This is a genomic window from Leptolyngbya sp. AN02str (assembly GCF_050565595.1).
Classification (GTDB): domain Bacteria; phylum Cyanobacteriota; class Cyanobacteriia; order Elainellales; family Elainellaceae; genus Kaiparowitsia.
Genome location: NZ_JBNXVR010000003.1, coordinates 145266 through 169159 on the forward strand (window position 1 = coordinate 145266; position 23894 = coordinate 169159).

Sequence of the window (23894 nt, forward strand, 5' to 3'; positions counted from 1 at the left end):
TGAACCGTTTGTGTTGTACGCAAAATGCTTGCACTCACATATAGCGATACCCAGTTTGATTGGAACATTTTTGGGGGATGGCGAAGCCATCCCCCAAAAATGTCCTTGTCTCAACTACGCTGGCGACAGCTATACAACACAAACACGCTGCATCTCATGAACTTCCAGCAGTCCTGTCAGATTGGGAATAGGGGCAGGAATTTTAGTAGATTCCCCGACTCCCAACTCCCGACTCCCAATTTCCCTCTCTCCGCTCCTAGCCAATATACTCAATCATGTCTTCATGCTTGTACCGGACTTTGGGACGAGCGGCAGATTGATCGTCGTCGGCCCGATAGCCAGCAGGGCACACAACCACAGAGGCATAGCCTGTGCCTGTCAAGCCCAAAATTTCGTCAAACTTGGAGGGTGAAAACCCTTCCATGGGGCAGGTGTCGATGTTGAGCATGGCCGCTGTGGTCATGAACTGAGCGAGGGCAATGTAGACTTGCCGCTTTGCCCATTCGGTGAGATCCAGCGGATAGGGAGGCTGCGCGATAAAGCCCTTCACCATCTTGGCAAATCCCTGTAACGCCTCGACGGAGTTGCCTTGTACCTCGGCCATGCGCTCAACGTAGCGATCGACATAGGCGGCATCAATTTCGGTTTTGATGGTGAAGACCACCAAGTGTGACGCATCGACGACTTGCTTTTGGCCCCAAGCGTGCTCAACCAACTGTTGCCGCAGGCTGGGATCGCGCACCACAAAAAACTTCCAGGGTTGTAGGCCAAACGAGGAGGGTGCGAGAACCAGGCTCTCTTCTAAGACGCTCCAGACGTCGGCTGGGATGGTTTTGGTGGGGTCAAACTTTTTGGTGGCGTAGCGCCATTGCAATTGTTGTAGGACATCTTGAGGGGCGATCGCAGTAGACACCATGTGGGTTAGCTCCGAAACTATTGCGTTAACTGTTGCATTTTGTAACGAGCCTAGCATTTTTCACTGAGCGATCGCTAATTCTACCTTGGGTGCAAAATGGGCTGATTAGTATTGCTTCAGCACTAGCAGCGTCAGGTCATCAAATACTTGTTCGCTGCCAATATGCTGCTTAACATCCTCAATCACCGCTTTGCGAATGGCTTGGGCGCTGTTGTGGTGGTAGCGTTTGAGCACAGTGTAAAGTCGCTCCAGGCCATATTGAACCCGATCGCCATTCATCGCCTCGCTAATGCCGTCGGTATACAACACAGCCACATCGCCAGAGTGAAGCTGGATCTCCTTACCAGCCACAAATGCCGAAATATCCGACTCGATCCCCAATGGAAAGCCCAAATCCAGCGTGTCGATCGGCTCGATGTGGCCATCTGCCCGAACAATGATCAACTCTTCGTGTTGACCAGATAGCCGCAACATTCCCGCCTCGTACTCCAGCAGAGCCAAGGTCATGTTTTTGGGCGATCGCATGCGATGGGTATTGTCGTAAATGATGCGATTGACTGTATTGAGCAGCTTGACGGGATCGGTTTCCCCATTGGTAATGAGGGTTCGAATGGCCGTTTGGGCCATCAGCATCACCATGCTGCTTTCTAGCCCGTGTCCCGTGACATCTCCAATGCCAATGCGGATCTTGCCATTGTCGTGTAGTACGTCGTAGTAGTCGCCGCCCACCTCAGTCGCGGATTCCATAAATCCAGCAATATCCAGCTCCAAAATTTGGTTCAGTTCTTCTTGCCGGGGCAAAATCAACTGCTGGAGTCGTCGAGTCACCTCCAGTTCGGTTTCCATGCGGCGATTGTCGGCCTGGAGTTGTTGGTTCAATTCGGTGATTTGCTGGTTGGCTGCGACGAGGTTCTTTTCTGCTAGCTTACGCTCGGTAATATCGCGTGCCACCCACACAACGCGATCGGGGGGCAGAGGTGATACAGCGGCCGAGTACCAATGCTCCTGACCCTTCACATCCAGCCGATATTCCAGGTCAACAATTGTTTCCTGGGTTTCCAAGCATTGGTGAAATAGCTGCATGCGCCAATCTGCCTGGGCTTTGGGCAATGTTTCGTAAATGGTTTTGCCGATTTGATCCGTGGGCGGTAGGTAAAAAACAGATTCATTAATTGGAGCCAAAATTTTGAGGCAGCGTCCCTCGCGATTAAACACGAGGGTAATGTCGGGCATGGCCGAAAGCAGTGAGCGAAACTCGGCCTCTGAGTTTTGGCAGGCGATCTCGGCGGCTTGGCGCTGCTGCTGGCAGGCCGCCAACTCTTGTTGCAGAGCCAGGTTTTGCGCTTGCAGGGCGGCAATGTTTTCTCGGAGCTGGTTCATTTCGTGCTGAAACGCCTCACCCATACCTGTGCTTGCTACGGTTGAATCTAATGAATTGAGTTGATCATGATGATCTACCTCATAGGGTACATAGTGCAACGTATGGCGTGTGTTCGCTCGTTGATGTTTTGTGGAACTGGGGCTGGTTCAAATTTGGCCTGTTTTGGCCTGTTTCCCCAGGGACAAATTGCCTCCATGTGGCGTTATGCCATGTGGCGTTATGAAAAGAGCGATCGCAACGTCGGAACAAAGGTGGGATAAGAGATGGCTGCCGCCTCTGCGCGTTGGATGGTGGTCGTTCCCTGGGCCATGAGCGCGGCGATCGCCAGGCTCATGGCAATGCGGTGATCGGTAAAGCTATCCACCTCAGCCCCCTTGAGGGTGGCACCGCCTGTGATTTCTAAACCGTCGGGCAGTTCGGTGACGTGGGCACCCATCCGCGTGAGCTGGGATGCTATGACTGCAAGGCGATCGCTCTCTTTGACCCGCAGTTCTGCGGCATCACGAATGACGGTGGTTCCCTTCGCGACCGTAGCCGCGACTGCCAGAATGGGAATTTCATCAATCAACCGGGGGATCAAGTCGCCATCAATGGTACAGCCAACGAGCCGGGAATGACGCACCCGCAGATCGGCCACAGGTTCCCCTGCCACATCACGCGGATTTTCCAGCGTAATGTCGGCATTCATGCGCTGCAATGCTTCCAAGATTCCGGTGCGGGTGGGGTTCACGCCAACGTTTTCTACCACCAAATCGGACCCAGGGGCGATCGCCCCTGCCACCAGCCAAAATGCCGCTGAACTAATATCGCCCGGCACAACCACCATTTGCCCGGTCAGTCGAGCAGGGCCAATCACTGATGCGCTCACCGTGTCGGGATCGACTTCAATATTGGCCCCAAAGGCCCGCAGCATGCGTTCGCTGTGATCGCGCGATAGGGCGGGTTCCGATACGGTGGTTTTGCCCTCGGTCAGCAAGCCCGCCAGCAAAATACACGACTTGACCTGAGCCGATGCGATCGGGGATTGGTAGTGCATGGGTTTGAGTACTTGCCCCTGCACCGCCAACGGAGCCAACCCGCCTTTGCGGCTCCAAATGTGGGCTCCCATTTGGCTCAGCGGCTGAATCACCCGAGCCATGGGGCGCGATCGCAACGATGCATCTCCTGTGACCGTAAACAGGCGATCGGGGTGAGAGGCCAAAATCCCCAGCATCAAACGCATCGTCGTGCCCGAATTTCCTGCGTCCAGCACATGGTTTGGTTCCTGCAAGTTCCCCAAGCCAATCCCCTGTACCGTGACCGACTCCGTATTGAGTTCTGAAATGGTGGCCCCCATCGCTTGAAAGCACGCCGCCGTACTGCGGGGATCTTCCCCCAGCAACAAGCCGCGAATGTGGGTGGTGCCCTCGGCCAAGGCTCCTAGCATCAGGGCTCGGTGGGAAATGGACTTATCCCCTGGAATTTGGATGTGTCCACTCAAGGATGCTTCACCGGCCGGGTCAATTGTCAGGGTTTGATGGGTTTCTGTGGAACTCAGGATGATAGAAGGCGTGCCCATTGCGATTATGGTAGTAACACATGTGCAAAACAGTCGGCTTGGCCAACCCAGCTTCACTACAACCGCACCATTGCGCTGGCCAGTGCTTGCGAGACTGAATCAACCATTCGTTATCATCCCACCAAATTTCACCCATCTGTTCCCTCATTCCCTTTTCCGCTATGCTGACTCACCATCGCCGCCCGGTTTGCTTTTCGCTGATTTCATTGGACATGCCGCTGATTTCGGTCGTGGAAACGGCCGCCACACTCTACGAAAAAGAGGGCGATCGCTTTCATCTACTGCTGACCGAGCCTCCCATTCACGACATTGCAGCAGAATCTGAAGCTCCTCCTCCCGTTCCCGCTTCGCCTCGCCTCATTTGGCTCGAAATCTCACCCTACCGGGTCACGATGACCATGCAGGGCAACGGCAAACAAAGCTACCGCCACTATTGGGAACAGGGGATTTTTGGCCTGAGTCGGTTTTGGTTACAGGGCGATGACTTTGCTACTTGCCAGCAGCTCCGTCTGCGAAACTATACTCGCAGCCTGACGCTCACCCGCGAACCACAACCCAACTCACTGCCAAAGCATTTGCGCGTCGAGTACGAACTGTGGGGCGACTCGCCCAGCCACATTGCGGCCCATCGCACCCTGATGGGGGTATATGTGCTCAATGTCGAAATTCAGGCTGACGAAGATGCAAACTAGCCAACTCGCTAGCCACTGCTAAAACTGTTAGCCCTTGTCTAACATGGATCTCCTGCAGGCAGAGTTGCCTGGCTCCGCCACACAACCATAAGCATGCTTCAAAAAAACGTGCGGGCCGGAGGTCTAATAGAATCCTGGCGATGCTGAGACATGGTGACTGCAGCGCGCTACACGCTATGAACCGTGCGATATTCTTCGTAGCGACGTCCGGCTAGGCCCGACAGCATGCCTGCCCCGCGCGAAATTTGCAGCAGTGACTTGGCAAACAGATGCGGCTGTACTACGGATATCGGCAGCATCAGCAGACCCAGCACAATGCGTCCACAGCCCGTGGTAACGCGGCGAGGCACCACTCGAATGGCCGGGTCTAGTTCAAGTTCACACAAACCATGGGTGCTGTAGCTGCGGTATCCCCGCTGCATCAACCATTTCAAGGTCATGCGGCTGGCAGGAATCCATTCATGAACAATGGCGGTATCGGCCCACACTAGCTTGTACCCTGCTCGATATAGCCGCATAAACAGGTGAGAATCTTCGCCCCCGGTGACGGCAAACCGCGCATCAAACGGTTGAGGCATAGTTTGAAAGATGCGATTGCGAATGAGAACGTTGTTGGTATAAGCCACTTCGAGTAGATGCCCGGTTTCGTAGCGGGGCGTGTCAAAAAATTTGCCTTTGGCAATCCAATCAGGCACGGTTTCGTTGGCGAAGTAGGGTAAGGCTGGCCCGCCAACAATGTCGGCATCGTACTGCTGTTGCACGATGAGTAACTGCTCTAGCCAGTTGGGCTCTGGCACTTCGTCATCGTCAATAAAGGCAACAAAATCGGTATCGGATGCGGCGGAGGCGATCGCCCGATTGCGTGCAAAGGAAATACCTCGCTGGGTTTCTACCACATACTTGAGCGACCACCGAAACGTGGGTCGCAAATCGGCACAAATGGTTTCAGCCTCGCTAGGGCTATCATTATCGACAATAATGACCTCAATTTCAGGTTGGGGATATTGCTCAAATGTGAGCTGGTTGAGCCCATCCAACAGCCGCTTCAACCCGTCGGGTCGCTTGTAGGTTAATGCACATACTGCCACTCGCATAGAGCTTGGGTTCTCCGTTCAATCTGGTTCAATCTCATGGTCATTCACTTCGGGGGCGGGTCGCCTTATTTCGTCAATGACCGGATGCGCTTCAAAACCCAGTCGATTGCCGCAGGGCGCGCCGATGAGGCCATAAGCCAGGCGATCGCCGACTCAGCTAGGGGCTTGGGCATCAGACCCACCCACAGAAACCAACCCGTCAAAAATAGCTTGCGCGTCCACTTAAAATCGCAATCGCGCCAAATAGAAAGGCAGCCCCGATAAGCAAGCTCCAATACCGAATCGGTAGAAACCGGATGTTCTTTCGGCTCAAGCTTGAGCGAGGCGAGGCGTGAGGTGAGGTGGATATAGTCTCGAAAGCCCAGGTCGGTGGCGGGTGTGTAACCGAGAGATTCTGCCGTCTTGACAAGATAGCGATACTTTTGTAACTCGTGCTGAATGGTTTTGCGAAAGCGATCGACCGGAATAGCATCGCTAGAAAACGACCATAGGTTATTGCCGTGTTTGCGGTACGCTCCTAAGGGCTCTTCGATTGCGGCTAAAGGGCCGTAAAACGGCAGCACCGTCACTAAGTAGCCATCTGCCGACATGATGAAATCGGCCTCGGGAATGGGCAGACTTTGCTGAAGTGCCGCCCGGCTAAAGGCCAAGCCGCTGGTTACGGTGGTACCGTAGCGGCCTCGGGCGAGCAACGTGGGCAGCACATTCCCAGAATCGAGCGGGGCTTCGCGAATGGGATGAATTTCCAAAAACTTACCCACTTCGTCCACCAACTCAAGCCGATACTGGATTTGGGCGATCGCCCGATTTGTCTCCCACTCTTCAACAATCCGCTCCGCCGCTTCGGGAAACAAATAGTCGTCCGCATCTAAAAAGATCACCAAGTCCCCTGTGCTAGCGACAAATCCGGCATTCATTGCCGAGGCTTGGCCTCCGTTGGCTTTGTATACCGAAATGATGCGATCGCCATAACTGGCCATAATCTCAGCGGAGCGATCGGTCGAGCCATCATCGGCCACCACCACCTCCACATGAGGATACGTTTGCCGAAGCCCACTATCAATCGCCTCGGCCAAAAACCCGGCGTAATTGTAATTATTGATAACGATACTCACAATGGGTTGATGCATCCTGCTCTCCTCCCTGTTAAACCTCAAAGATGGCCCCGGTGCCACAGCCAACCTACCCCTAACGATCCCGCAAGGGGCGCGAGACCAGCTTTAGTGTCGTCGTTGTCTGCTGAAGAATCGGGCACATGCTCATTGCGCTCATCCCTTTACAGTTCCTGCGTCTCTTGTAACTCGCGTCGGGCTTTAGCCATGTGCCGGGTATACAGCACGTACACCACGGCAAACATGCCCAGCATCAAAAACCCTTCTGAAAGAATGCTTGACCCCGCTGCTCCACGCCATGAGTACAGCGGAATGACCCATAGGTTAATCAGAAAGTTGAGCAAAGCCGCCGTGACTTGTAAGCCACTGCGAGCCCCCTGATACCCCGCCCCTGAGAGGGTATCCGCTGCAAAAAATTGGAGAGATTGCAGAATCAGCAACGGGGACAGCCACCGCAGAGCCTCTACCGATTCTCGATATTCCTCGCCCAGTAGGAGAGGCAGCAACGGGGCCAGTAGAAACAGACTGAGGCTGGCCACAAGTCCATATAACCCGGCAATGGGAACAAGCCGCTTGGCTAAGCTAAGGCTTCCGGTAATACCGCTTTCGCCATACCGAAAAAACTTGGCATAAAACACACCCAGCGCCGAAAAGATGGGCGTAAGGGCTACATCAATAATGCGGTAGGCGGCCGCATAAACCCCTGTTGCCTGAAGGGTTGACAGCCGCGTCAGCATCGTTTTGTCAACGTTGCTGTTAATACTTTGAGCTGAGAGACCAATGGAAAAGTAGAACCCTTCTACCAGTTCCGGTGGAATGCGCTTGAGCGCAAGCTTGGGGCGAGCAACGAGGCGACTGACCCAAAAGAAGGTGGTGACACCAGTAATGACGGTGCTGCCACAGTAGAGCAGCGACCAAATGACGACGTTGGGAGTTTCGAAAAAGGTAATGAGGGCCAGGGCGGCGAGCAGGTTCTTTAACGTGAGCGAGATTTGGAGGCGGGCAGTCTTATTGACCAGATCAACCGATAGAAGCGCTTTGGAGGCGGTGTCAATAATCCGCAGAAACAGGAGGTCGGAAATGCAGATGAGGGCGACGAGCCAGGGCGAGATGCTGGCGGGGAGAAAGACCCTCGCCGCCAGCATGGCCAGGGGAATGAGGACAAGGCTGCTGGCGATCGCCAAAAATAAGGCATTGCCCCAGTATTCGCGGAAAAGGAGGCGATCGCGCGACACATGCTTGATGAGGATATGCTCTGAACCCAGCCCACAAAAGGGAGTGAGCAGACCTGCCAGTGCCACCACACCGACAAAAGCTCCGTACTGTTCTGCACCCAACGCGCGGGCAATGATCACGAAGTAGCCTGCCTGAATCACAATGCGAAACCCACGGGCTGTGATCATCCACAGCGTGCCCTGAACCGAAGGTTTGTGAAAGACGGCGACAATTCGTTTGCTAAAAGCTTTGAGATCCATAACTGGGTGATCTAACTCCGTGCCTGTGGCTCTAGTGTTTTCGCAGGGCTAATGCCGTACCCTTCTGTGATGTGACGCAGGCGATACACCCTACCCAACCCCAAATGGGTTTTCGCCAACTTGATGGATGTGCGGGCGGGCTGCCGCAGAAACCCATCGCTAAACTGGAGTGCTTTGCACCACGATTGACCTCAACAGCAAACAAGCCAACAAACCCAGCCACAAACCCATTGGATTCAACCGCTTCCTAGAAACCCGTTCACGATTGAGCAACATCGAGTTTTAGTATTTGAATTCTATTGGGAAGACAATTCTTGACTCTGTATATTTGCGGAGCCTTTGCGAAAACTTCAAAACGACTTGGGTTATGAGTGCAGTTTGTGAAGCGATGCTGAAGTCTTCTCGTTCGTGATATTGGCTCTGGTAGGCGTGCGCAGTTTGATGGTCGGCGTAGGTTAAAACCAGGGCGAATCACCATTTCAGGCCATTTCCCTGCGGGGCGAGGTGCGTCAGTTCTACTTGTACTTCGCTTGACCTGAGTGCGATTGACCCGCTGCGTGTGGCATGGAGCGCAAATGTGCTGCGGGTAATTCTACGGAGGAAGGGGCTCAAGGTGGGCTGCTGTGGAATTCAAATGGAAGGCATCGTTGCAGCAGCAGCGAACATCAGCCAAATGCAAACGGCGAACCGGGCGACGGTGAGACACGCAGATTGTATTCAAAACGAGCGATCGCCTTTGGGAACGGGTGCTGGAACCGAGCGAACTGCGCCAATGCGGGCTGGATTAGGTTTTATGATGAAATACAGGGCTCATGGGTTCTGCTGAGGCGATCGCAGCATCTGAGTTCAATCTCAAGATGCTGGAATGATGCAGAGCGTCCTGGATGCTGGAGCCAAACGAACGTCGCAATCTGTCTCACCTCTCCCACGAAATGGCATGGATATTGCAATAGCGTTGCCGACTTTTGTTGTGACCTTGCGCGAAGGCGTGGAAGCCGCTCTGGTGGTTGGAATTGTTCTGGCCTACCTCAACAAAGCAAACCAGACACAATTAAACCGCTGGGTGGCAGCGGGTGTTGGGGTTGGCTTGTTGGGTAGCACGTTGCTGGGTATGCTGCTGTATCAAATCTTGGCTCAGCTAGCTGGAGCGAGCGATGGCTATGCCCAAGTGCTCAAACTGTCGCTAGAAGGGCTGTTTGGCCTGGTGGCGATCGCCCTGTTGAGCTGGATGCTCATTTGGATGACCCAGCAGGCGCGTGCCATGAAGTCTGATGTAGAGGGGGCGCTGTCGTCGGCCTTGCAACACTCCGACCAAGCCGAATGGCGAGTCTTTGGCTTGATTACCATTGCCGTGCTGCGCGAAGGATTTGAAACGGTGCTCTTTCTTTCGGCGCAGTTTCAACAAGGGTGGATGCCTGTAGTTGGGGCGATCGCGGGTTTGTTGGGTGCGGTGCTGATTGGCGTACTATTATTTCAGCTAGGCATCAAAATCAACCTACGCCAGTTTTTTCAGGTGATGGGTGTGCTGCTGTTGCTCATTGTTGCGGGGTTGGTGGTGTCGGTGCTGCGCCATGCCGATGGAGCGATCGCCCAATTGGCTCAGTTAGACCCTGCCTATGTCCGTTTGTGTGTGACCCAGCAATTGGGTTCCTGCTTGCTAGGGCCTCAAGTGTGGAACTTGAGCGGCATTCTGCCCGACCGGCAGTTTCCTGGTGTGGTGCTGAAGGCCCTGTTTGGGTATCGAGAGCGCATCTACGGGGTGCAGGCGATCGCCTATGGTGTATTCCTATCTACCGTTGGCAGTTTATATCTACGTAGCTTAGGTCGTTCGGCCAGTCGTGTTTTGCCCAAAGTGGCGATCGCACCCGCGCCTAAAGCTGAATAGACAACGGTTCAATTCCCTTTTTCGAGCACTCATATGGCGGCCAAACCTCGGAATCCCTGGCTACTCGTCTATGGATGGGCTGGAATCTTTGGCATTGGGGGACTGGTAGGTTGCAATGCAAGCTCTCCCACCATGCCAAACATGAGCTTGCAGCCCGATCAGCCCTCTGTATCGCCTTCGCCCACCGCGCTGCCGCCTAGTGGCTCCCCGGTGGCATCCCCCCAGCCAACCCCCAGCTCAGTGATGCGCGAAGCTTTTCGCTGCAATACACCAAGCTACTACGCGGATGTGACCTGGCAGCAGGATCAGCCCCGCCTGTCCTTTACCCGCAAACCCAACGACACTACGCTCAATCAGGCAACTCCCGTATCCCTAACTCATAATGATGATGGCAGCATTACCTATGGCTACCAGCGCGACACAATTGTGTACTCGCGAGTGTATGCCGACCAAAGCTGTTTTGTGCAGGTGGTGAATCCGATGAATTCAAATGTGGTCATTGAGGAGGTCGGTACGGTTGCCCCTCTGGCTCCCCTTGCGTCAAACGGCTCAGATGTTGACCCATAACAAAATCCCTGGCACCAGTGAGGGATTTTGAGCAAGGTTGAGTGCAATGACGGGCGATCGCCCCAGGTGATTAACGCGAGTGATGGATCAGCTGAAGTGCCCATTTTTGCGTGCGCGTTGCGCACGCAAAAATGGGCTTTTCTGAGGTTTTCGCGCCGCGAAAACCTCAGAAAAGCCCTTAACCAAAACTAACGTTAATCAAGCTGTAGGTTACGCTGTGACTTTTTGCTCCAACAGCTTGACGATGGAGGTTTTTTCGAGCAAGCCTACGACTTCGCCATCTTCTTTGACCACGGCCAGCTCGGTCAATTGCTCGTTCAACATGTTAATCACGTCTAGCAGCGGCGTTGTAGAAGGCACGGTTGCAATTTCGGAGGGCGATCGCACCAGAGTTTGCACCTGCACATCCCACCAATCGGTTGTAGGTACCTTCTTCATATCATCCACCAAAATTTCGCCTGCCAGTTTTCCGGCTTCATCCGTCACTAAATACTTCCGCCAGTTCACCGGATTGCCAATGATTTTGTTGTTGGCAAACTCTCGCAACGAGCTTGCCGCTGAGACGAGTGGACTGTTGGGAATCACCGCATCTTGCGCCGTCAACCCACTCAGCAAGCGCTGTACACCAGCAGCTTGAGCCGATTGGCCAGCATTTTGTAACAAAAACCAACCCACCAACAGCGTCCAAATGCTACCAACATTGGTCAGCCCCAGCAGTGAGGCAAATCCAAGCCCAATGCCTAGCCAGCCAAACACTTGACCCACGCGGCTGGCAAAGGCTGTGCCCTGGTAGGGTTTGCCAGTGATTTTCCACACAATCGACTTGAGAATATTGCCGCCATCCAGCGGTAGGCCGGGAATGAGGTTAAAGACCCCCAGCGCCAAGTTGACATACGCTAGCAAACCGATAACGGCTGCCAACGGCCCCGTCAGTTGCCCAAAAGTGCTGAGCGCATGCAGCCAACCAAATAGGGTAAAGCTGACCAAGGGACCTGCGATCGCCACTCGGAATGAGTCACCCGGCGTTTTGGATTCTTCTCCCAAACTGGCCAACCCGCCAAAAATGAATAGCGTGATCGATTTCACCTCAATGCCTTGGCGCATGGCAACCAGGCTGTGGCCCAGCTCATGGGCAACCACCGAGGCAAACAGCAGCAAAGCGGTTACCAACCCCAGCCCCCAAGCAACCAAACCCAACTCGGGAAACTGAAACGCCAGCCAGGTTGCGTAATTCCAGGTAATCAACCCCAACACCAAAAACCAGGAGGGATTGATAAAGACGGGAATGCCAAACAAGCTGCCGACCCGAATACTTCCATTCATGCGTGCTCCTCTGCGTGCAGCGAATGCTACAAACCTCAAACCGATAACCTTGGACTTAAACCCACGCTGGATGAGTACAGCCTAGTTAAGCGAGGTTATGCGTTAGTTCTAGCCTAACGGACCCTGTCCCTAGATTAATCTGTTAAGAGACGTAATAACCGTGTACGGTTGGTTCGGCCTGGGGTTTGGGGTTTGGGTCATGGATTTGGAGCCACAGTGGGCAGAATGATCTTATCGACCTGGCGCAGTCTTTTCCTCGATGGGGTACTTTAGGATGTGCAGCTAAACTGCTCAGCTCGGTTTCCAAGACGGCTGCTGCACAGGTTCAACATCTACCCTGGCATGACCTGCGGCGATCGCTCATTCAGCCTGGATTTGGCGCAAAAGCCCTGAACAATGACCATGCTCAAGCAGATTACGCTGGAACCCTCTACCTATCACTCACCTGGTGCTACCAAACCCGTGAAAGTGGTTCTTTTCGATTTTGATGGCACGATTGCGGATTCATTTGATGTCATCCTTGCTTTAACCAACCGCATCGCTCGGGATTTTGGCTACAAGCCAGCCAGCCCCGAGCAAATCAAGCAGCTCCAAAATCTGACCTCGCGCGAAATTATTCGCCAGTCGCAGATTCCGGTTTATAAGCTGCCCTTTTTGCTGCGACGGCTCAAAACAGAAATGACTCAAGAAGTGGTGCATTTGCAGCCAATTCCTGGCATCCCCGAAGCGCTGCAACAGTTGAAGCAACTGGGCTACACACTGGGCATTGTGACCTCCAATACCTACGACAATGTCATGATTTTTTTGGCACAGCATGGCATGCAAACACTGTTTGATGTGATCGAAACGGAGGTGACACTTTTTGGCAAGGCTCGGGTGATTCATCAAGTGCTGCGTCGCTATCGCTTTCCGGTTGATGCAGTGATTTATGTGGGTGATGAAACTCGGGATGTAGAGGCGGCGCGCAAGCTGCGGATGAAAATGGTGGCTGTGGGCTGGGGCTTCAATTCCTGTCGGGCCTTGGGAGAAATGGAGCCTGATGTGCTGCTCCAAAAACCTGATGAGCTGGTGGACGCGATCGCCCGCCTCACCTCGGCAACCCAGCCCACGTCTTAAGCGTTAACTTAAGCGTCAAACCCCAGCCGCTCATGGGTTTCATTCTGCGATCGCCTCAGATTCTAAAACGGGTGTAGCGACTTGCTGTAATGCATTGCTGAGGGCAACCCAGTCGGCTACGCCCAACTCTTCGGCGCGGGCTTGGGGGTTAAGCTGCAACTGTTCCAGCATGTTGGAAAGGCGATCGCGATCCACCACAGCTTGTAAATTGTTCCGCAGCATTTTGCGACGGGTGGCAAAGCCCAGCTTCACCAGTTGATCCAGGAATTTGGGCTGGTGTGCCGCTGGTACAAAGGCTCGTGGCCGCAAGCGTACCACCGCCGAATCGACCTTGGGGGCAGGATGAAATGCCTTAGCCGGTACCGCACAAATCCAGTCGCACTCAGCCAGGTACTGAACCCGTACCGTCAGCGCTCCAAATTCTTTGCTGCCGGGTTTGGCACATAGCCGCTGCGCCACTTCTTTTTGGATGAGCAGCACAATGCTGTCAAAGGGCTGCGGATTGGGTTGGGCAATGCGACCCAGCAACTTTTCCAAAATTTCGCCAGTAATGTTGTAGGGAATGTTGGCGACTACTTTGTTCGGCTGCTGAAACTTGGGAAAGGGTTCTAGCAGAGCATCCACGTCTAGCTCTAAAAAGTCGCCTTGCAACAGCAAAAAATTGTCGGCTTGCTGAAAGGTTTTGTGCAGAATCGCACACAGGTCGCGATCGATTTCTACAGAAACGACGGCGGCGGCTTCCGCCAACAACCGACGCGTCAAAATGCCGGTTCCTGGCCCAATTTCCAACACGCGATCGCCCGTTTGGACGACTGAAGCGCTTGCTGCGGCTGGCTCTGTTGTATTGGCTGGAGGATGTGGAGGAGTGGGTGCAGGGCTCGATGCGCTCCCCGACAGGCTGGCCGCTTTGACAATTTGCTGAAGCGCCGATTCACTTTTAAGCCAGTGTTGTGCAAATCGTTTGCGAGGTCGGGGAGCCATCCAAAAAAACCTAAGACGATAAACTATCAAGACTCAATGGCACCATATCACCATTGAGGGTCAGCCCCAACAACATCTCTTCCTGAGGCCGTATCACCGTTCCTGTCAGGGCGCACACCGATTCTTGCTGGGCGATCGCCTGCATACTCGCCCGAATATCGCCCGTCGACAGACTGAGCGACTGCCCGCCCGACTTTTGCTGAACGTAGTTCCATAGAATATCGCGAATGAGTGCTTGATAGCCTTGATTGCCAGCTAATTCCTTGAGCCGCTCCTTCAGCTCGCGCTCCAAGCGAATGCTGGTCACTTCCATTTCGGTGGTTGGGGTTTTGTGCATTGTATACATTGCATCCTCCTGAGATTTCATCATTAATCCACTTGTAATACAAGTGTAGTATGAGAGTCCAGGGATGAACACCTCTCCAGGGCTCTAGTATCAAAACTCAATGCATGAGCCTGGATGGATTGACGACTCCCATCTTGTCCCGATAGGGGTGACAAGGCCGAAACATTAAAGGGTTGTGCGATCGCACAACCCTTTGAGTTACCGCATGTGTCCATGCTGCTCAAACTCAAGCCTCTGATCTGCCGATGCTCAGAACTGGTCTGTGTTTCGGCAGATTTCGGCTGAAGTTTTGGGCTTAGTATTCCGGCACAGAGGCATCGACTTCTCGGCTCCAAGCCAAAATGCCGCCCTTGACGTTAGTGCCTTCAATGCCAGCCTCTTTCAAAATGCCGAGGGCCTTGGCCGATCGCACACCCGACTTGCAATGCACAATCAGGCGGTGACCATTCAATTTGTCCTTCAGCTTCGAAATGCCGTCTCCATCCTCAATGTCGGGCAGCGGAATCAGCACTGAATTGGGAATTCGGCCAATTTCGTATTCATTGGGATTGCGCACATCCACCAACAAGAAATCGTCGGTACCGCTCTCGATCAGTTCCTTCAGCTCGACGACCGTCATTTCAGGAGCAGCCGTCTTTTGGGCTTCCTCGGCGGCCTTGGCTTGGGGAATGCCACAGAACATTTCGTAATCGATGAGCTTGTCGATGACTGGGCGCACCGGATTGGGACGGAGCTTCAACTCCCGAAACTTCATGTTCAGCGAGTCGTACAGCAACAGGCGACCACTCAAAGTTTCGCCTCGACCCAGAATAATCTTGATGGTTTCGGTGGCCTGAATGCCGCCAATCACTCCTGGTAGAATGCCCAGCACGCCACCTTCAGCGCAGGAGGGCACCATTCCCGGCGGTGGGGGCTCGGGGTACAGGTCGCGATAGTTGGGGCCATCTTGATAGTTGAAGACGCTGGCCTGCCCCTCAAATCGGAAGATAGAACCATACACGTTGGGCTTGTTGAGCAACACGCAAGCGTCGTTGACCAGGTAGCGCGTGGGAAAGTTATCGGTGCCATCGACCACCACATCGTAGGGCGCTACGATATCGAGCGCATTCTCTGCCGAAAGCCGAGTCTCGTAGAGATCCACCTGACAGTAGGGGTTGATTTCCAAAATTCGATTTTTGGCGGATTCGATTTTGGGTTTGCCAACCCACGATGTGCCGTGGATGACCTGACGCTGGAGGTTGGAGTGATCGACTACATCGAAATCCACGATGCCAATGCGTCCGATGCCAGCGGCGGCCAAATACAGGAGCAGTGGCGAGCCCAACCCACCTGTGCCAATACACAATACGCTGGCGGCTTTGAGGCGCTTTTGCCCCTCGACTCCGACTTCGGGCAGGATGAGGTGCCGAGAATAGCGCTCGTACTCTTCTTTTGTGAGCTGGATTTCGTCCAGATTGGGATTCAGCATGGCTTTATAAATGATGAGTTTGAGGATGAACTGACAATCAAACCCAGATAGACAACCATAAACATGCAACGTGCGGTTGGTCAGGGGCCAACTGCAACGTTATGAGGTTTCAACCGGATTGGACATGAGGGGTTTTGCTGAGGGGATTGGTTGGATGATTGGCGGTTCGGTCAGGAGATGAATGGCTTCTGGCTGAAACTGATGCTGATCATCCAGACTCCAGCATAGTAAATCTTGGGCACTGCCTTGCTGGACTGAGACAATGATGTAGGAATAATCGGGCCAGGCGAAGCTGCGATCGCACTCTGAGGGAATGGCCGGATGGTCTGGGTGCGAATGGTACACCCCAATAATGTTGAGTTGGCGATCGCGGGCGTGGCGCTGGGCTGCAAGCAATTGTTGGGGGGCTATCCAATAGCGACGAGTGTTGTCGAGGTTGGAACTTGAGGGATGCGGGGCAGGAGTACCGTCTGATGATTGAGAATGAGCAGCATCCCAAGTATTGGGGGCTTGCCACAGCTCATAGACGGTTCGGGTTGCGTCTTCCTGGGGGGATGAGAAACGCTGTAGGGTGCCAAGCAGCAGCCCACAGCACTCTTCGGGGTAGGTTTGCTCCGCATGATGACGCACCTGCTGGAGCGCTTGTGAACTCAAGGCGAGAACCATGGGCCGTTGCTTCCAAGAGATGTGGGCAACAAACGATTTGCATGATTCTACGGTATACCCATCGGTTTTTTGGGTGCTAAGAAGCGATCGCTTACCATTGCTTCATACAACTCCCCGTATTACTTCGAATTTACTTAACATGATGCCGAGGTGGTTACCAGACCTATCAGGCCGGTTTAAAATGCCTAGCTTGCTGAATTGAGCCGCAGGATGAAGCCGTAGGCTCTCCTAGCGTCGCAAATTGCCGCGCCAGTTCATTGAGGTTTCTGCCGATTGCCCAGCAAAGGAGCGAGTGGCCGTCAGCCGAATTTCTGCTGGGTTGCCCGCTGCCAAATCGCGAGCGCTAATGGGCAGTTGGCCCAAATTGAGGACAAATCGGTTGCCATCTTGCGTAACCAAATTGGCTGGTACAACTCCCTCAAACCGAGTGCGGTAGTCGGGGCGGCGATCGCCCTGGCCATCGGCTGTACGAATTTGCACGGCAAACTCGGTTGCCACCAGGTCGGACACATTGGCCTGATCGACCACCGTAAACTGAAGATCTCGCCCCGATCCCGCGACCCGAACGGTATCCATCTGAGTCGCTTCATTCCGCCGAATCACATTCGCAATGGTGTAGGTGGTGAGCTGATTCGCATCTGTTACCTGGGTGCCGTCCGCCCAAATCTCGTCAGAAAAATCCACCTGAACTTGGCGATCGCGCTCAAGGGTAACGGTTGCGGTTTCGTTGGCAAACTCACTGCGCGATCGCGCAGCCTGCCACACAAGCTGCACGGTTGCTTCCACTCGCCCTGCATATTCCCGATACTCATTCGCCACAACAGAGCCAGGAGCCAGCAGCCCGGTTGCTCCCTGGCGCACATCCCACAGGTCTTTGGACAGCGAAATCGATTGCCCTAACAGTTGCGAAAGTGGGGCGGCTGCCTGTGGCTGCTCAGCGGACAACGGTTCTGCTCGGTTAATCAGGGTAAGCTCGCCAATTGTGCCAGTTCTGCCATTGTTGCCATTGCTGCCGACCCTGCCGTTGCTGCCATCGGTACAGGTAAAGCGGCGAACGCTACAGCGATAGTCGGCGGTGCCTGGAGTTCCAGTGCAGGTTTCAATCTCCCAAAAGCGGCGATCGCAGTTACAACCTGGCCCTGCCTGTCCGCCCAGCCCACCGCGACCCGCTCGGCCCGCCGCTGCATTGACGTATACCTGTCGAACATCTGCCAGATTGGTGTAGTAAATTGTGACAGAGCCGCCATCGCCACCATCGCCGCCATTTCCCCCATTGCCACCATGACCGCCGTTTGGGGCGCGCAAGTTGTAATCCACATCGCGTGGCTGTCGCCCACACAGGGCAGAACGTCCATTGCGACCCGATTCGCCATCTTCGCCATCGGTTCCGACCAGTTCCAATTGCTGGGGTAAGCCATTGGCAAAAATGGTACGACTGCTGCCGCTGCTGCCAGCTCTACCACTTCGACCGTTGCTACCGCTTTGTCCCTCTTCTCCATAGCTTTGTGTTGTTTGTGCCCAGGCGGCTGGAGAACAAATCAAGTGTTTGGCAACTGGAATGCCTCCTGCAACGAAAACGGCAGACAGGCTCAGGGCAATAGAGAGGAATGGTTTTCTCATCACATCAAAGGCTGAATTTCGCGGCTTTATCCTATCCTTTTGAGACGAAAAAATGATTCATTTGTTGCCCAAACTTAATTGCTTTTAGGGTAAATAAAGGTGAACATTTGTTTTGGATTTAGGGCATTCTTCAATTAGAGAAAACGCATAATCCATGGTCCTAAAACATGGGTTTGTTACACTCGTAAATGATTTCCTTTTGTGGGAGTTGAAAGACACGCATGATTACCGTTGCACAGTCTCGGCCTAGCGATCGCGCACAGTTTATTCAAAAAACCTACCTCCATTTGGCAGGGGCGATCGCAGCATTTATTGGCGTGGAATTTATCCTGTTTCAAACGGGCATTGCGGCGGCAATGTTGAACTTTGTGGCAGGAGGGCGGTTCGCCTGGCTGCTCATTTTAGGGGCCTTTTCGCTGCTCGGATGGATGTCGCGTAGCTTGGCCGCAAAAGCCGACGATGTAAATACCCAATACATGGGCCTAGGGATTTACGTGGTGGCGCAGGCACTCATCTTTGCTCCGCTCCTGTATTTGGCGGCGTTCTACTCGGATGCCAGTGTATTGCCAACGGCGGCCATTCTCACCTTGGCTTTGTTTGCAGGACTGACGGTGGTGGCCTTCACAACCCAAAAGGACTTTACCTTCCTAGGCGGCATTCTTAAAATTGGCGGACTGGTAGCCCTAGGGCTGATTGTGTGCAGTATTGTGTTTGGCTTTACCCTGGGCCTCCTGTTTTCGGTGGTCATGGTGGCGTTTGCCTCGGCGGCAATTTTGTACGACACTTCCAAAATCATGCATCACTACTCAACGCGCCATTACGTAGCGGCGTCGCTAGAGCTGTTTGCCTCGGTGGCCCTGCTGTTTTGGTACGTTCTGCAAATTGTGATGCGCATGAGTCGTCGCTAGATGAACCCATGCAGGGTTTACGCCGCGTCCATGTCTTTGAAGATAGCTAGCTATATGTGGTAGTTGGCGTTGTTCACTACCATCCTCAATACCTCAAAAAGCGATCGTTCTCTCTACAGCGATCGCTTTTTGTGTGCTTTGGGGCGATCGCAGCTTCCGCTATCCTTTACAATCCCTTTCAGAGCACCCCTTGAGCTAACGATCCGCGCAGCTTATACCGTGCAGATTGTTAGTGCAACTTGCCCTTAGAAATTGTTAGCCCTTCTCATCCGATCACGCTCCAGGTAGGACATTGCAGCATGGAAAACTTGAAAGTCATTATTGTTGGCGCCGGAATGGGTGGCCTTACAACAGGAATCGCCATGCGCCAAGCGGGTTACACCGTCGAAATTTATGATCGTGTGCGTGAGTTGCGGCCAGCTGGAGCGGGCATTTCGCTGTGGTCAAACGGGGTCAAAGTGCTAAATCGGCTGGGCCTGGGCAAAGAAATTGCCAGCATTGGCGGCATCATGAACCGCATGGCCTACCACAGCATGACTGGCGAAACCTTGACCGACTTTAGCCTGCAAATGCTGATTGACTGGGTGGGTCAGCGGCCTTATCCCGTCACTCGTAGCGATTTGCAAAGCATGCTGCTGGATGCCTTTGGGCCGGGGTTGGTGCAGCTCAATTCGCGCTGTGTCGCCGTGGAGCAAGATGCCGACAGCGTGACCGCTATTTTTGAAGATGGGTATAGAGCCACGGGCGATCTGCTGATTGCTGCTGATGGTACGCATTCCCAAATTCGCTCTTATGTGGTGGAACAAGCGGTGGAGCGGCGCTATGTGGGCTATGTGAACTGGAATGGGCTAGTCACTGCCGATGAACGCCTTGTGCCCAAAGATAGCTGGGTTATCTACGTTGGGGAACACAAGCGGGCCTCGATGATGCCTGTGGGAGGCGATCGCTTCTATTTCTTCCTGGATGTGCCCCTACCCAAAGGTACCGAAAGCGTGCCGGAACAATACCGCGAAGAGCTATCTAGCCATTTCAAAGGCTGGGCCGAACCTGTGCAAACGTTGATTCAGACGCTAGACCCCATGACGACCAATCGGGTTGAAATCCACGATGTTGAGCCGTTAAGCCAACTGGTTAAGGGTCGCGTTGCGCTTTTGGGGGATGCAGCCCACAGCACCGCCCCCGATCTGGGTCAGGGAGGCTGTCAAGCGATGGAAGATGCTCTGGTGTTGGCCAACTATTTGCAAACGACAAACTTGAGTGTAGAGGATGCCCTCAAACGCTATGAAGCGGCGCGCTTGAGCCGGGTAACCGATATTGTGAACCGAGCCCGCAAGCGATCGGATGTGACCCACGGCAAAGATCCCATCAAAACCCAACAATGGTACGAGGAGTTAAAACACGAAGATGGGCTGAAGATTCTGAAGGCTATTTCAAACACCATCTTGGCGGGGCCGTTGCATTAGATACGACCGTTGGGCATTTGGCGGCTGTGGAGAGAGCTGATTGGAGCGATCGCGCCACCTCAAAATAACTAGGTTGTTGGCCCACTGCCCCACCATGGGCTTATCCTGAACCAAACGATCAGGCTGGATGTGAAACTCGCACCCGAGCTTCACATCCAGCCTTGATTCAGATTGACGAGGATCGTTTAGCCGCGTTGGGCAATGGTGTTTTGAAATGCCGGACGCTCCGTAATGCGCTGAACATAGCTCTCCACGATAGGATACTCCTTGAAGTTGAGTCCCAACATGAGAGGCATGTAGGCCAGCATAGAGCCAACAGCAATATCCGCCACGGTTAGCGTGTCACCCAACAGGTAAAGCTGCTGAGCAAGGCACTCGCTCAGGCCACCGATCAGTTTGGGAAATTCGCGCTCACGGCTCGATTCAATAAAGATTCCTGGCCCCAACGTTGCATTGGCAAATAGCACCCATTGGGCTCGGCGCGATCGCTCTTCTATAGACGCTGCTGCACCGTATTTTTCATCCAGATACAGCAAAATCGCCCCCGACTCCCACAGGGTAAAGTCTCCATCCACAATGGCGGGCACCTTACCCATCGGGTTGATCGCTAAGTAAGCGGGCTCTCGATGCTCTCCAGCTTGCATATCCAGAAGCACATACTCATAGGGAATCCCCTGCTCTTCTAGATACCACTTCACAATTGAAGCTCGGCTGCGAGCCCCTCCATATAGTTTCAGCATTACAAAACCTGGTGTGTATAAGCATGTTGCTTAACATTGTCTTCGGTTTTGACCATGCGATCCGAATTTAAGATGCGTTTGCGCTCGGTGGAGTGGTTGAAGTCGCTGCGGCTGGTGCCCAGCGGTAAGACGTCCTGGGTTGCGGGTTTAGCCCGGTAAGTGCGCGCTGCAGAGTAAGTCCGCAGTTCAAACTCATCGCAAATCTGTGTTTCGGGAGGAAACTCTGCCGGGATGTGCGCCATGCCATCGCTTAATACCGCTCCCAAAGTAGTGGCGATCGCCATTTCATAGGAAGTAGGAATGCCAAGCTTGAGGGTTTCCAACGTTGCAGCTGGGATCGGTTCTACAACTTTGATGGGGTGAGTTTCTCCATCTTCTCGAAGAAAGCAGGTTGCTAAACCCATCACTACATAATCATTTGCCGAAAGATCGGGTGCATTGGGATAAGAGTTGATTGTCGTCATGAATTTTTTCTAATAGAGAACAGCAAACGTTGACCATTGCAAGACACGGCAATCAGGCAAAACGTAGATGATGAGCCTGGTTGATGTGTAACAAATTATGAGTTTCAGCCACAACTTGAGCAGAAGAATCTGTCAAATAGCTTGACTCATGACTTGAGCAAAATCGAACAAACTACCTTCATATTTAAGATTTCCAACAGGCTTTAGTTCATATTTGTTATGAATTGGGATCGCAGCACAACCTGAATTGGATGAAGCTAAATGTTGAGCTAGGTTCATCAAACAAGGAGTTAACCAGGATGGGCAAAAACTGCTTATTTTGCTTGGTGAATGAGTGAAAATTAGCAGCAATTGGTTTTCATTTTACCTGTGCAAAATTGCAGCTTCATAAAACGATGGATTTCTGAATGTAATTAGTCTTTTCTCTATGAAGAAGTATTGCTGCTTCCATAAAGTTAAAGAAAATTCCTAGGGACTCTCAGGAATTGTACTGAGTTCGATTGTAGCCTCCTTTTAAGTGCGAAATCCTTGTGGGTTCTGGGTTTTAGCCCTTGTTTGCTGCAAATTGTGCTGTGGTGAACGAAATCTTTTCCGTACTTTCAACCTCACACATCACGAGCGAATAAGACACATTAACAAGTGACACAGGGACGGGTGCATCAGATTGAAAGGGACAAGATACTAAACCGTAGGCGTTACTCTGCAAGCTAAGTTGCATCGTGAGGATGTCAAGACCATGAATACGCGCTCTTCTACAAGTCATCAAGGCAAATCTGGGCAATCGGGTTCTGCGGCTACGCAGTCCCACCTGACTGGGCGGTCTTCTAAGCGGCAGACCAAGCGTTGGCAGCCTAGGCAGCGCCGCCAAGAGAGCGTTTCAGGCCATAACGCGGTTAGCCCGGCAGAGTGGGAAATCTTGACCCGGCAGCAAGCCCTGACAGAGGCGCAGTGTGGTCACTACAATACTGCGATCGCCCTCTTTACCGAAATTTTGACTCGCAACCCCCTCAGTGCTCGTGACTACAACAATCGGGGTTTGGTGTATTTCCAAAGTGGTCGCACTGACAAGGCGATCGCTGACTATAACCAGGCGCTAGAGCTAAATCCCAGTCTCGATAGTGCCTACAACAATCGCGCCAATTACTTTGCGTCTCAGGGTCAGTATTTGGAAGCGGTGCTGGATTACGATGCTGCGCTAGAACTCAATCCTGATAATGTTCGCGCTTGGATCAACCAAGGCATTACCTTCCGCGATATGCAGATGTATGAGCGTGCAATTGAAAGCTTTGATGTGGCCATCGGTCTCGGCTGCTTGCAAAGCCACGTTTATAGCGAGCGCGGCCGCACCCATCACCTATGGGGCGACTGGAACTGCGCGATCGCTGACTATAAGCGATCCCTGAGCTATCTGCAACTTCCCAATGCTACGGCTGGCAATGTGGCTCGCCTGCTTCAGCAAGTCGAAACTTGGATGAATGATTTGCTCTCGCCCCTTGCCCAGTAGTCTGAATAGTGCTTGTCAGAAATCCCTACAGCGTTCGCTTTCACCTTGATATCTCCTCCCTAGCAGTGTGGATTCGATAAGCAGCCTTCTGAACCATTAGTTCAGAAGGCTTTTTTTAGTTTTGAGGTGATAGGTTTTGGGTTGCTCTAATCGATCGAAATGGACTGGGGACCGCTGGACTTGCCGTTATGTGAATCGGTGGAGGTGGGCGATGAGACGGATGCGCCGGTTTGCCCCTCTAGCCAACTCTTGACAGGATCGTCAGACAAATTCAGGCGAAACAATCCAGATACAAAGCCTCCCAAAAAGGCCACAGGATGCCCAATCAACTCTCTTGCAACCGGAGATAACTCATCCAGAAACACGGTCAACTATCCTCTCAAGCTCTTAAGTCTGCATAAATCCTAACGTGAATCGATAGGGGATGCAGCTCTTGTCTGAATTTCCTCTGGCTTGAACTGTATACGGTGGAGTGCAAATGGATTGCAGGATCTGCAGCTGGATTGGCTGTGCGATCGCAGTCCGACCGCAATAAAAAAGGAACTCAGCATGACCGCTGAGTTCCATCCAGGACATCCGAATTAGACAAGACTTGTGCAGTTGAATGATTTTTGA

Annotated in this window: 23 protein-coding genes; 8 read left to right on the forward strand and 15 right to left on the reverse strand. The window is 53.1% G+C overall.

Features of this window, described 5'->3' with window-relative positions:
• Positions 1 to 256: 256 nt before the first annotated feature.
• From ACQ4M4_RS03580 to aroA, 3 genes are all read right to left on the reverse strand, one after another.
• Positions 257 to 916: an NAD(P)H-dependent oxidoreductase gene (locus tag ACQ4M4_RS03580; RefSeq protein ID WP_430683090.1), complete on the reverse strand. Its 660-nt coding sequence runs from the start codon at positions 914 to 916 to the stop codon at positions 257 to 259.
• A gap of 105 nt (positions 917 to 1021) precedes the next feature.
• Entirely contained in the window at positions 1022 to 2320 is a 1299-nt protein-coding gene (locus tag ACQ4M4_RS03585; RefSeq protein ID WP_430683091.1) for a SpoIIE family protein phosphatase, read from the reverse strand.
• A gap of 194 nt (positions 2321 to 2514) precedes the next feature.
• Positions 2515 to 3855 (reverse strand): 3-phosphoshikimate 1-carboxyvinyltransferase, encoded by a 1341-nt coding sequence (gene aroA / locus ACQ4M4_RS03590; RefSeq protein WP_430683092.1) that lies wholly within the window; start codon positions 3853 to 3855, stop codon positions 2515 to 2517.
• 161 nt (positions 3856 to 4016) lie between these two features.
• Between aroA and ACQ4M4_RS03595 the strand changes: the two genes are divergently transcribed.
• Positions 4017 to 4547: a hypothetical protein gene (locus ACQ4M4_RS03595; protein ID WP_430683093.1), complete on the forward strand. Its 531-nt coding sequence runs from the start codon at positions 4017 to 4019 to the stop codon at positions 4545 to 4547.
• Between the two features lie 167 nt (positions 4548 to 4714).
• Here the strand turns inward: ACQ4M4_RS03595 and ACQ4M4_RS03600 are convergent, their stop codons facing one another.
• From ACQ4M4_RS03600 to ACQ4M4_RS03610, 3 genes are all read right to left on the reverse strand, one after another.
• Complete coding sequence (locus ACQ4M4_RS03600; RefSeq protein WP_430683094.1) at positions 4715 to 5641, reverse strand: glycosyltransferase family 2 protein; 927 nt, start codon at positions 5639 to 5641, stop codon at positions 4715 to 4717.
• A 65-nt stretch (positions 5642 to 5706) separates the two neighbouring features.
• Positions 5707 to 6771, reverse strand: coding sequence for a glycosyltransferase family 2 protein (locus ACQ4M4_RS03605; RefSeq protein WP_430683095.1), 1065 nt, complete (start codon positions 6769 to 6771; stop codon positions 5707 to 5709).
• Between the two features lie 146 nt (positions 6772 to 6917).
• Entirely contained in the window at positions 6918 to 8228 is a 1311-nt protein-coding gene (locus tag ACQ4M4_RS03610; protein ID WP_430683096.1) for an oligosaccharide flippase family protein, read from the reverse strand.
• Between the two features lie 577 nt (positions 8229 to 8805).
• Here ACQ4M4_RS03610 and ACQ4M4_RS03615 point away from each other — a divergent pair.
• The 3 genes from ACQ4M4_RS03615 to ACQ4M4_RS03625 all read left to right on the forward strand — a co-directional run bounded on the left by ACQ4M4_RS03615 (position 8806) and on the right by ACQ4M4_RS03625 (position 10680).
• Complete coding sequence (locus ACQ4M4_RS03615; protein ID WP_430683097.1) at positions 8806 to 9054, forward strand: hypothetical protein; 249 nt, start codon at positions 8806 to 8808, stop codon at positions 9052 to 9054.
• A 111-nt stretch (positions 9055 to 9165) separates the two neighbouring features.
• Positions 9166 to 10113, forward strand: coding sequence for an FTR1 family iron permease (locus ACQ4M4_RS03620; RefSeq protein ID WP_430683098.1), 948 nt, complete (start codon positions 9166 to 9168; stop codon positions 10111 to 10113).
• 33 nt (positions 10114 to 10146) lie between these two features.
• Positions 10147 to 10680, forward strand: a complete 534-nt coding sequence (locus tag ACQ4M4_RS03625) for a hypothetical protein (RefSeq protein WP_430683099.1) — start codon at positions 10147 to 10149, stop codon at positions 10678 to 10680.
• Positions 10681 to 10890: 210 nt separating this feature from the next.
• Here ACQ4M4_RS03625 and ACQ4M4_RS03630 read toward each other — a convergent pair whose 3' ends face one another.
• Positions 10891 to 12003: a site-2 protease family protein gene (locus tag ACQ4M4_RS03630; RefSeq protein WP_430683100.1), complete on the reverse strand. Its 1113-nt coding sequence runs from the start codon at positions 12001 to 12003 to the stop codon at positions 10891 to 10893.
• Positions 12004 to 12405: 402 nt separating this feature from the next.
• Here ACQ4M4_RS03630 and ACQ4M4_RS03635 point away from each other — a divergent pair, with 402 nt between their 5' ends.
• Positions 12406 to 13119 carry an HAD hydrolase-like protein gene (locus ACQ4M4_RS03635; protein ID WP_430683101.1) on the forward strand — a complete coding sequence of 238 codons (714 nt, stop codon included), beginning with the start codon at positions 12406 to 12408 and terminating at the stop codon, positions 13117 to 13119.
• A gap of 39 nt (positions 13120 to 13158) precedes the next feature.
• Here ACQ4M4_RS03635 and rsmA read toward each other — a convergent pair whose 3' ends face one another.
• The 5 genes from rsmA to ACQ4M4_RS03660 form a co-directional block, all read right to left on the reverse strand.
• On the reverse strand, positions 13159 to 14100 hold the full coding sequence (rsmA, locus tag ACQ4M4_RS03640) for a 16S rRNA (adenine(1518)-N(6)/adenine(1519)-N(6))-dimethyltransferase RsmA (protein ID WP_430683102.1): 942 nt from the start codon (positions 14098 to 14100) through the stop codon (positions 13159 to 13161).
• Between the two features lie 10 nt (positions 14101 to 14110).
• A complete protein-coding gene (locus ACQ4M4_RS03645; protein WP_430683103.1) occupies positions 14111 to 14446 on the reverse strand; it encodes a ribbon-helix-helix domain-containing protein in 336 nt (111 codons plus the stop codon).
• A 295-nt stretch (positions 14447 to 14741) separates the two neighbouring features.
• Positions 14742 to 15914 (reverse strand): molybdopterin-synthase adenylyltransferase MoeB, encoded by a 1173-nt coding sequence (moeB, locus tag ACQ4M4_RS03650; RefSeq protein WP_430683104.1) that lies wholly within the window; start codon positions 15912 to 15914, stop codon positions 14742 to 14744.
• Positions 15915 to 16013: 99 nt separating this feature from the next.
• The gene (locus ACQ4M4_RS03655; RefSeq protein ID WP_430683105.1) at positions 16014 to 16580 is read right to left on the reverse strand and encodes a Mov34/MPN/PAD-1 family protein; all 567 of its coding nucleotides are present in this window, start codon (positions 16578 to 16580) and stop codon (positions 16014 to 16016) included.
• 228 nt (positions 16581 to 16808) lie between these two features.
• Positions 16809 to 18200, reverse strand: a complete 1392-nt coding sequence (locus ACQ4M4_RS03660; RefSeq protein ID WP_430683106.1) for a hypothetical protein — start codon at positions 18198 to 18200, stop codon at positions 16809 to 16811.
• 221 nt (positions 18201 to 18421) lie between these two features.
• Here ACQ4M4_RS03660 and ACQ4M4_RS03665 point away from each other — a divergent pair, with 221 nt between their 5' ends.
• Together ACQ4M4_RS03665 and hpxO are read left to right on the forward strand one after the other, a co-directional pair.
• A complete protein-coding gene (locus ACQ4M4_RS03665) occupies positions 18422 to 19108 on the forward strand; it encodes a Bax inhibitor-1/YccA family protein (RefSeq protein WP_430683107.1) in 687 nt (228 codons plus the stop codon).
• Positions 19109 to 19407: 299 nt separating this feature from the next.
• Positions 19408 to 20571, forward strand: coding sequence for an FAD-dependent urate hydroxylase HpxO (hpxO, locus tag ACQ4M4_RS03670; protein WP_430683108.1), 1164 nt, complete (start codon positions 19408 to 19410; stop codon positions 20569 to 20571).
• Between the two features lie 185 nt (positions 20572 to 20756).
• Here hpxO and ACQ4M4_RS03675 read toward each other — a convergent pair whose 3' ends face one another.
• On the reverse strand, positions 20757 to 21311 hold the full coding sequence (locus ACQ4M4_RS03675; RefSeq protein WP_430683109.1) for a glutathione S-transferase family protein: 555 nt from the start codon (positions 21309 to 21311) through the stop codon (positions 20757 to 20759).
• Entirely contained in the window at positions 21311 to 21775 is a 465-nt protein-coding gene (locus ACQ4M4_RS03680) for a hypothetical protein (RefSeq protein ID WP_430683110.1), read from the reverse strand. The genes ACQ4M4_RS03675 and ACQ4M4_RS03680 overlap by 1 nt, the downstream gene beginning before the upstream one ends.
• A 736-nt stretch (positions 21776 to 22511) precedes the next feature.
• On the opposite strand from ACQ4M4_RS03680, the gene ACQ4M4_RS03685 reads away from it, so the two are divergent.
• Complete coding sequence (locus ACQ4M4_RS03685) at positions 22512 to 23279, forward strand: tetratricopeptide repeat protein (RefSeq protein WP_430683111.1); 768 nt, start codon at positions 22512 to 22514, stop codon at positions 23277 to 23279.
• A gap of 146 nt (positions 23280 to 23425) precedes the next feature.
• Here ACQ4M4_RS03685 and ACQ4M4_RS03690 read toward each other — a convergent pair whose 3' ends face one another.
• Positions 23426 to 23644, reverse strand: a complete 219-nt coding sequence (locus tag ACQ4M4_RS03690) for a hypothetical protein (protein ID WP_430683112.1) — start codon at positions 23642 to 23644, stop codon at positions 23426 to 23428.
• Positions 23645 to 23894 lie beyond the last annotated feature (250 nt).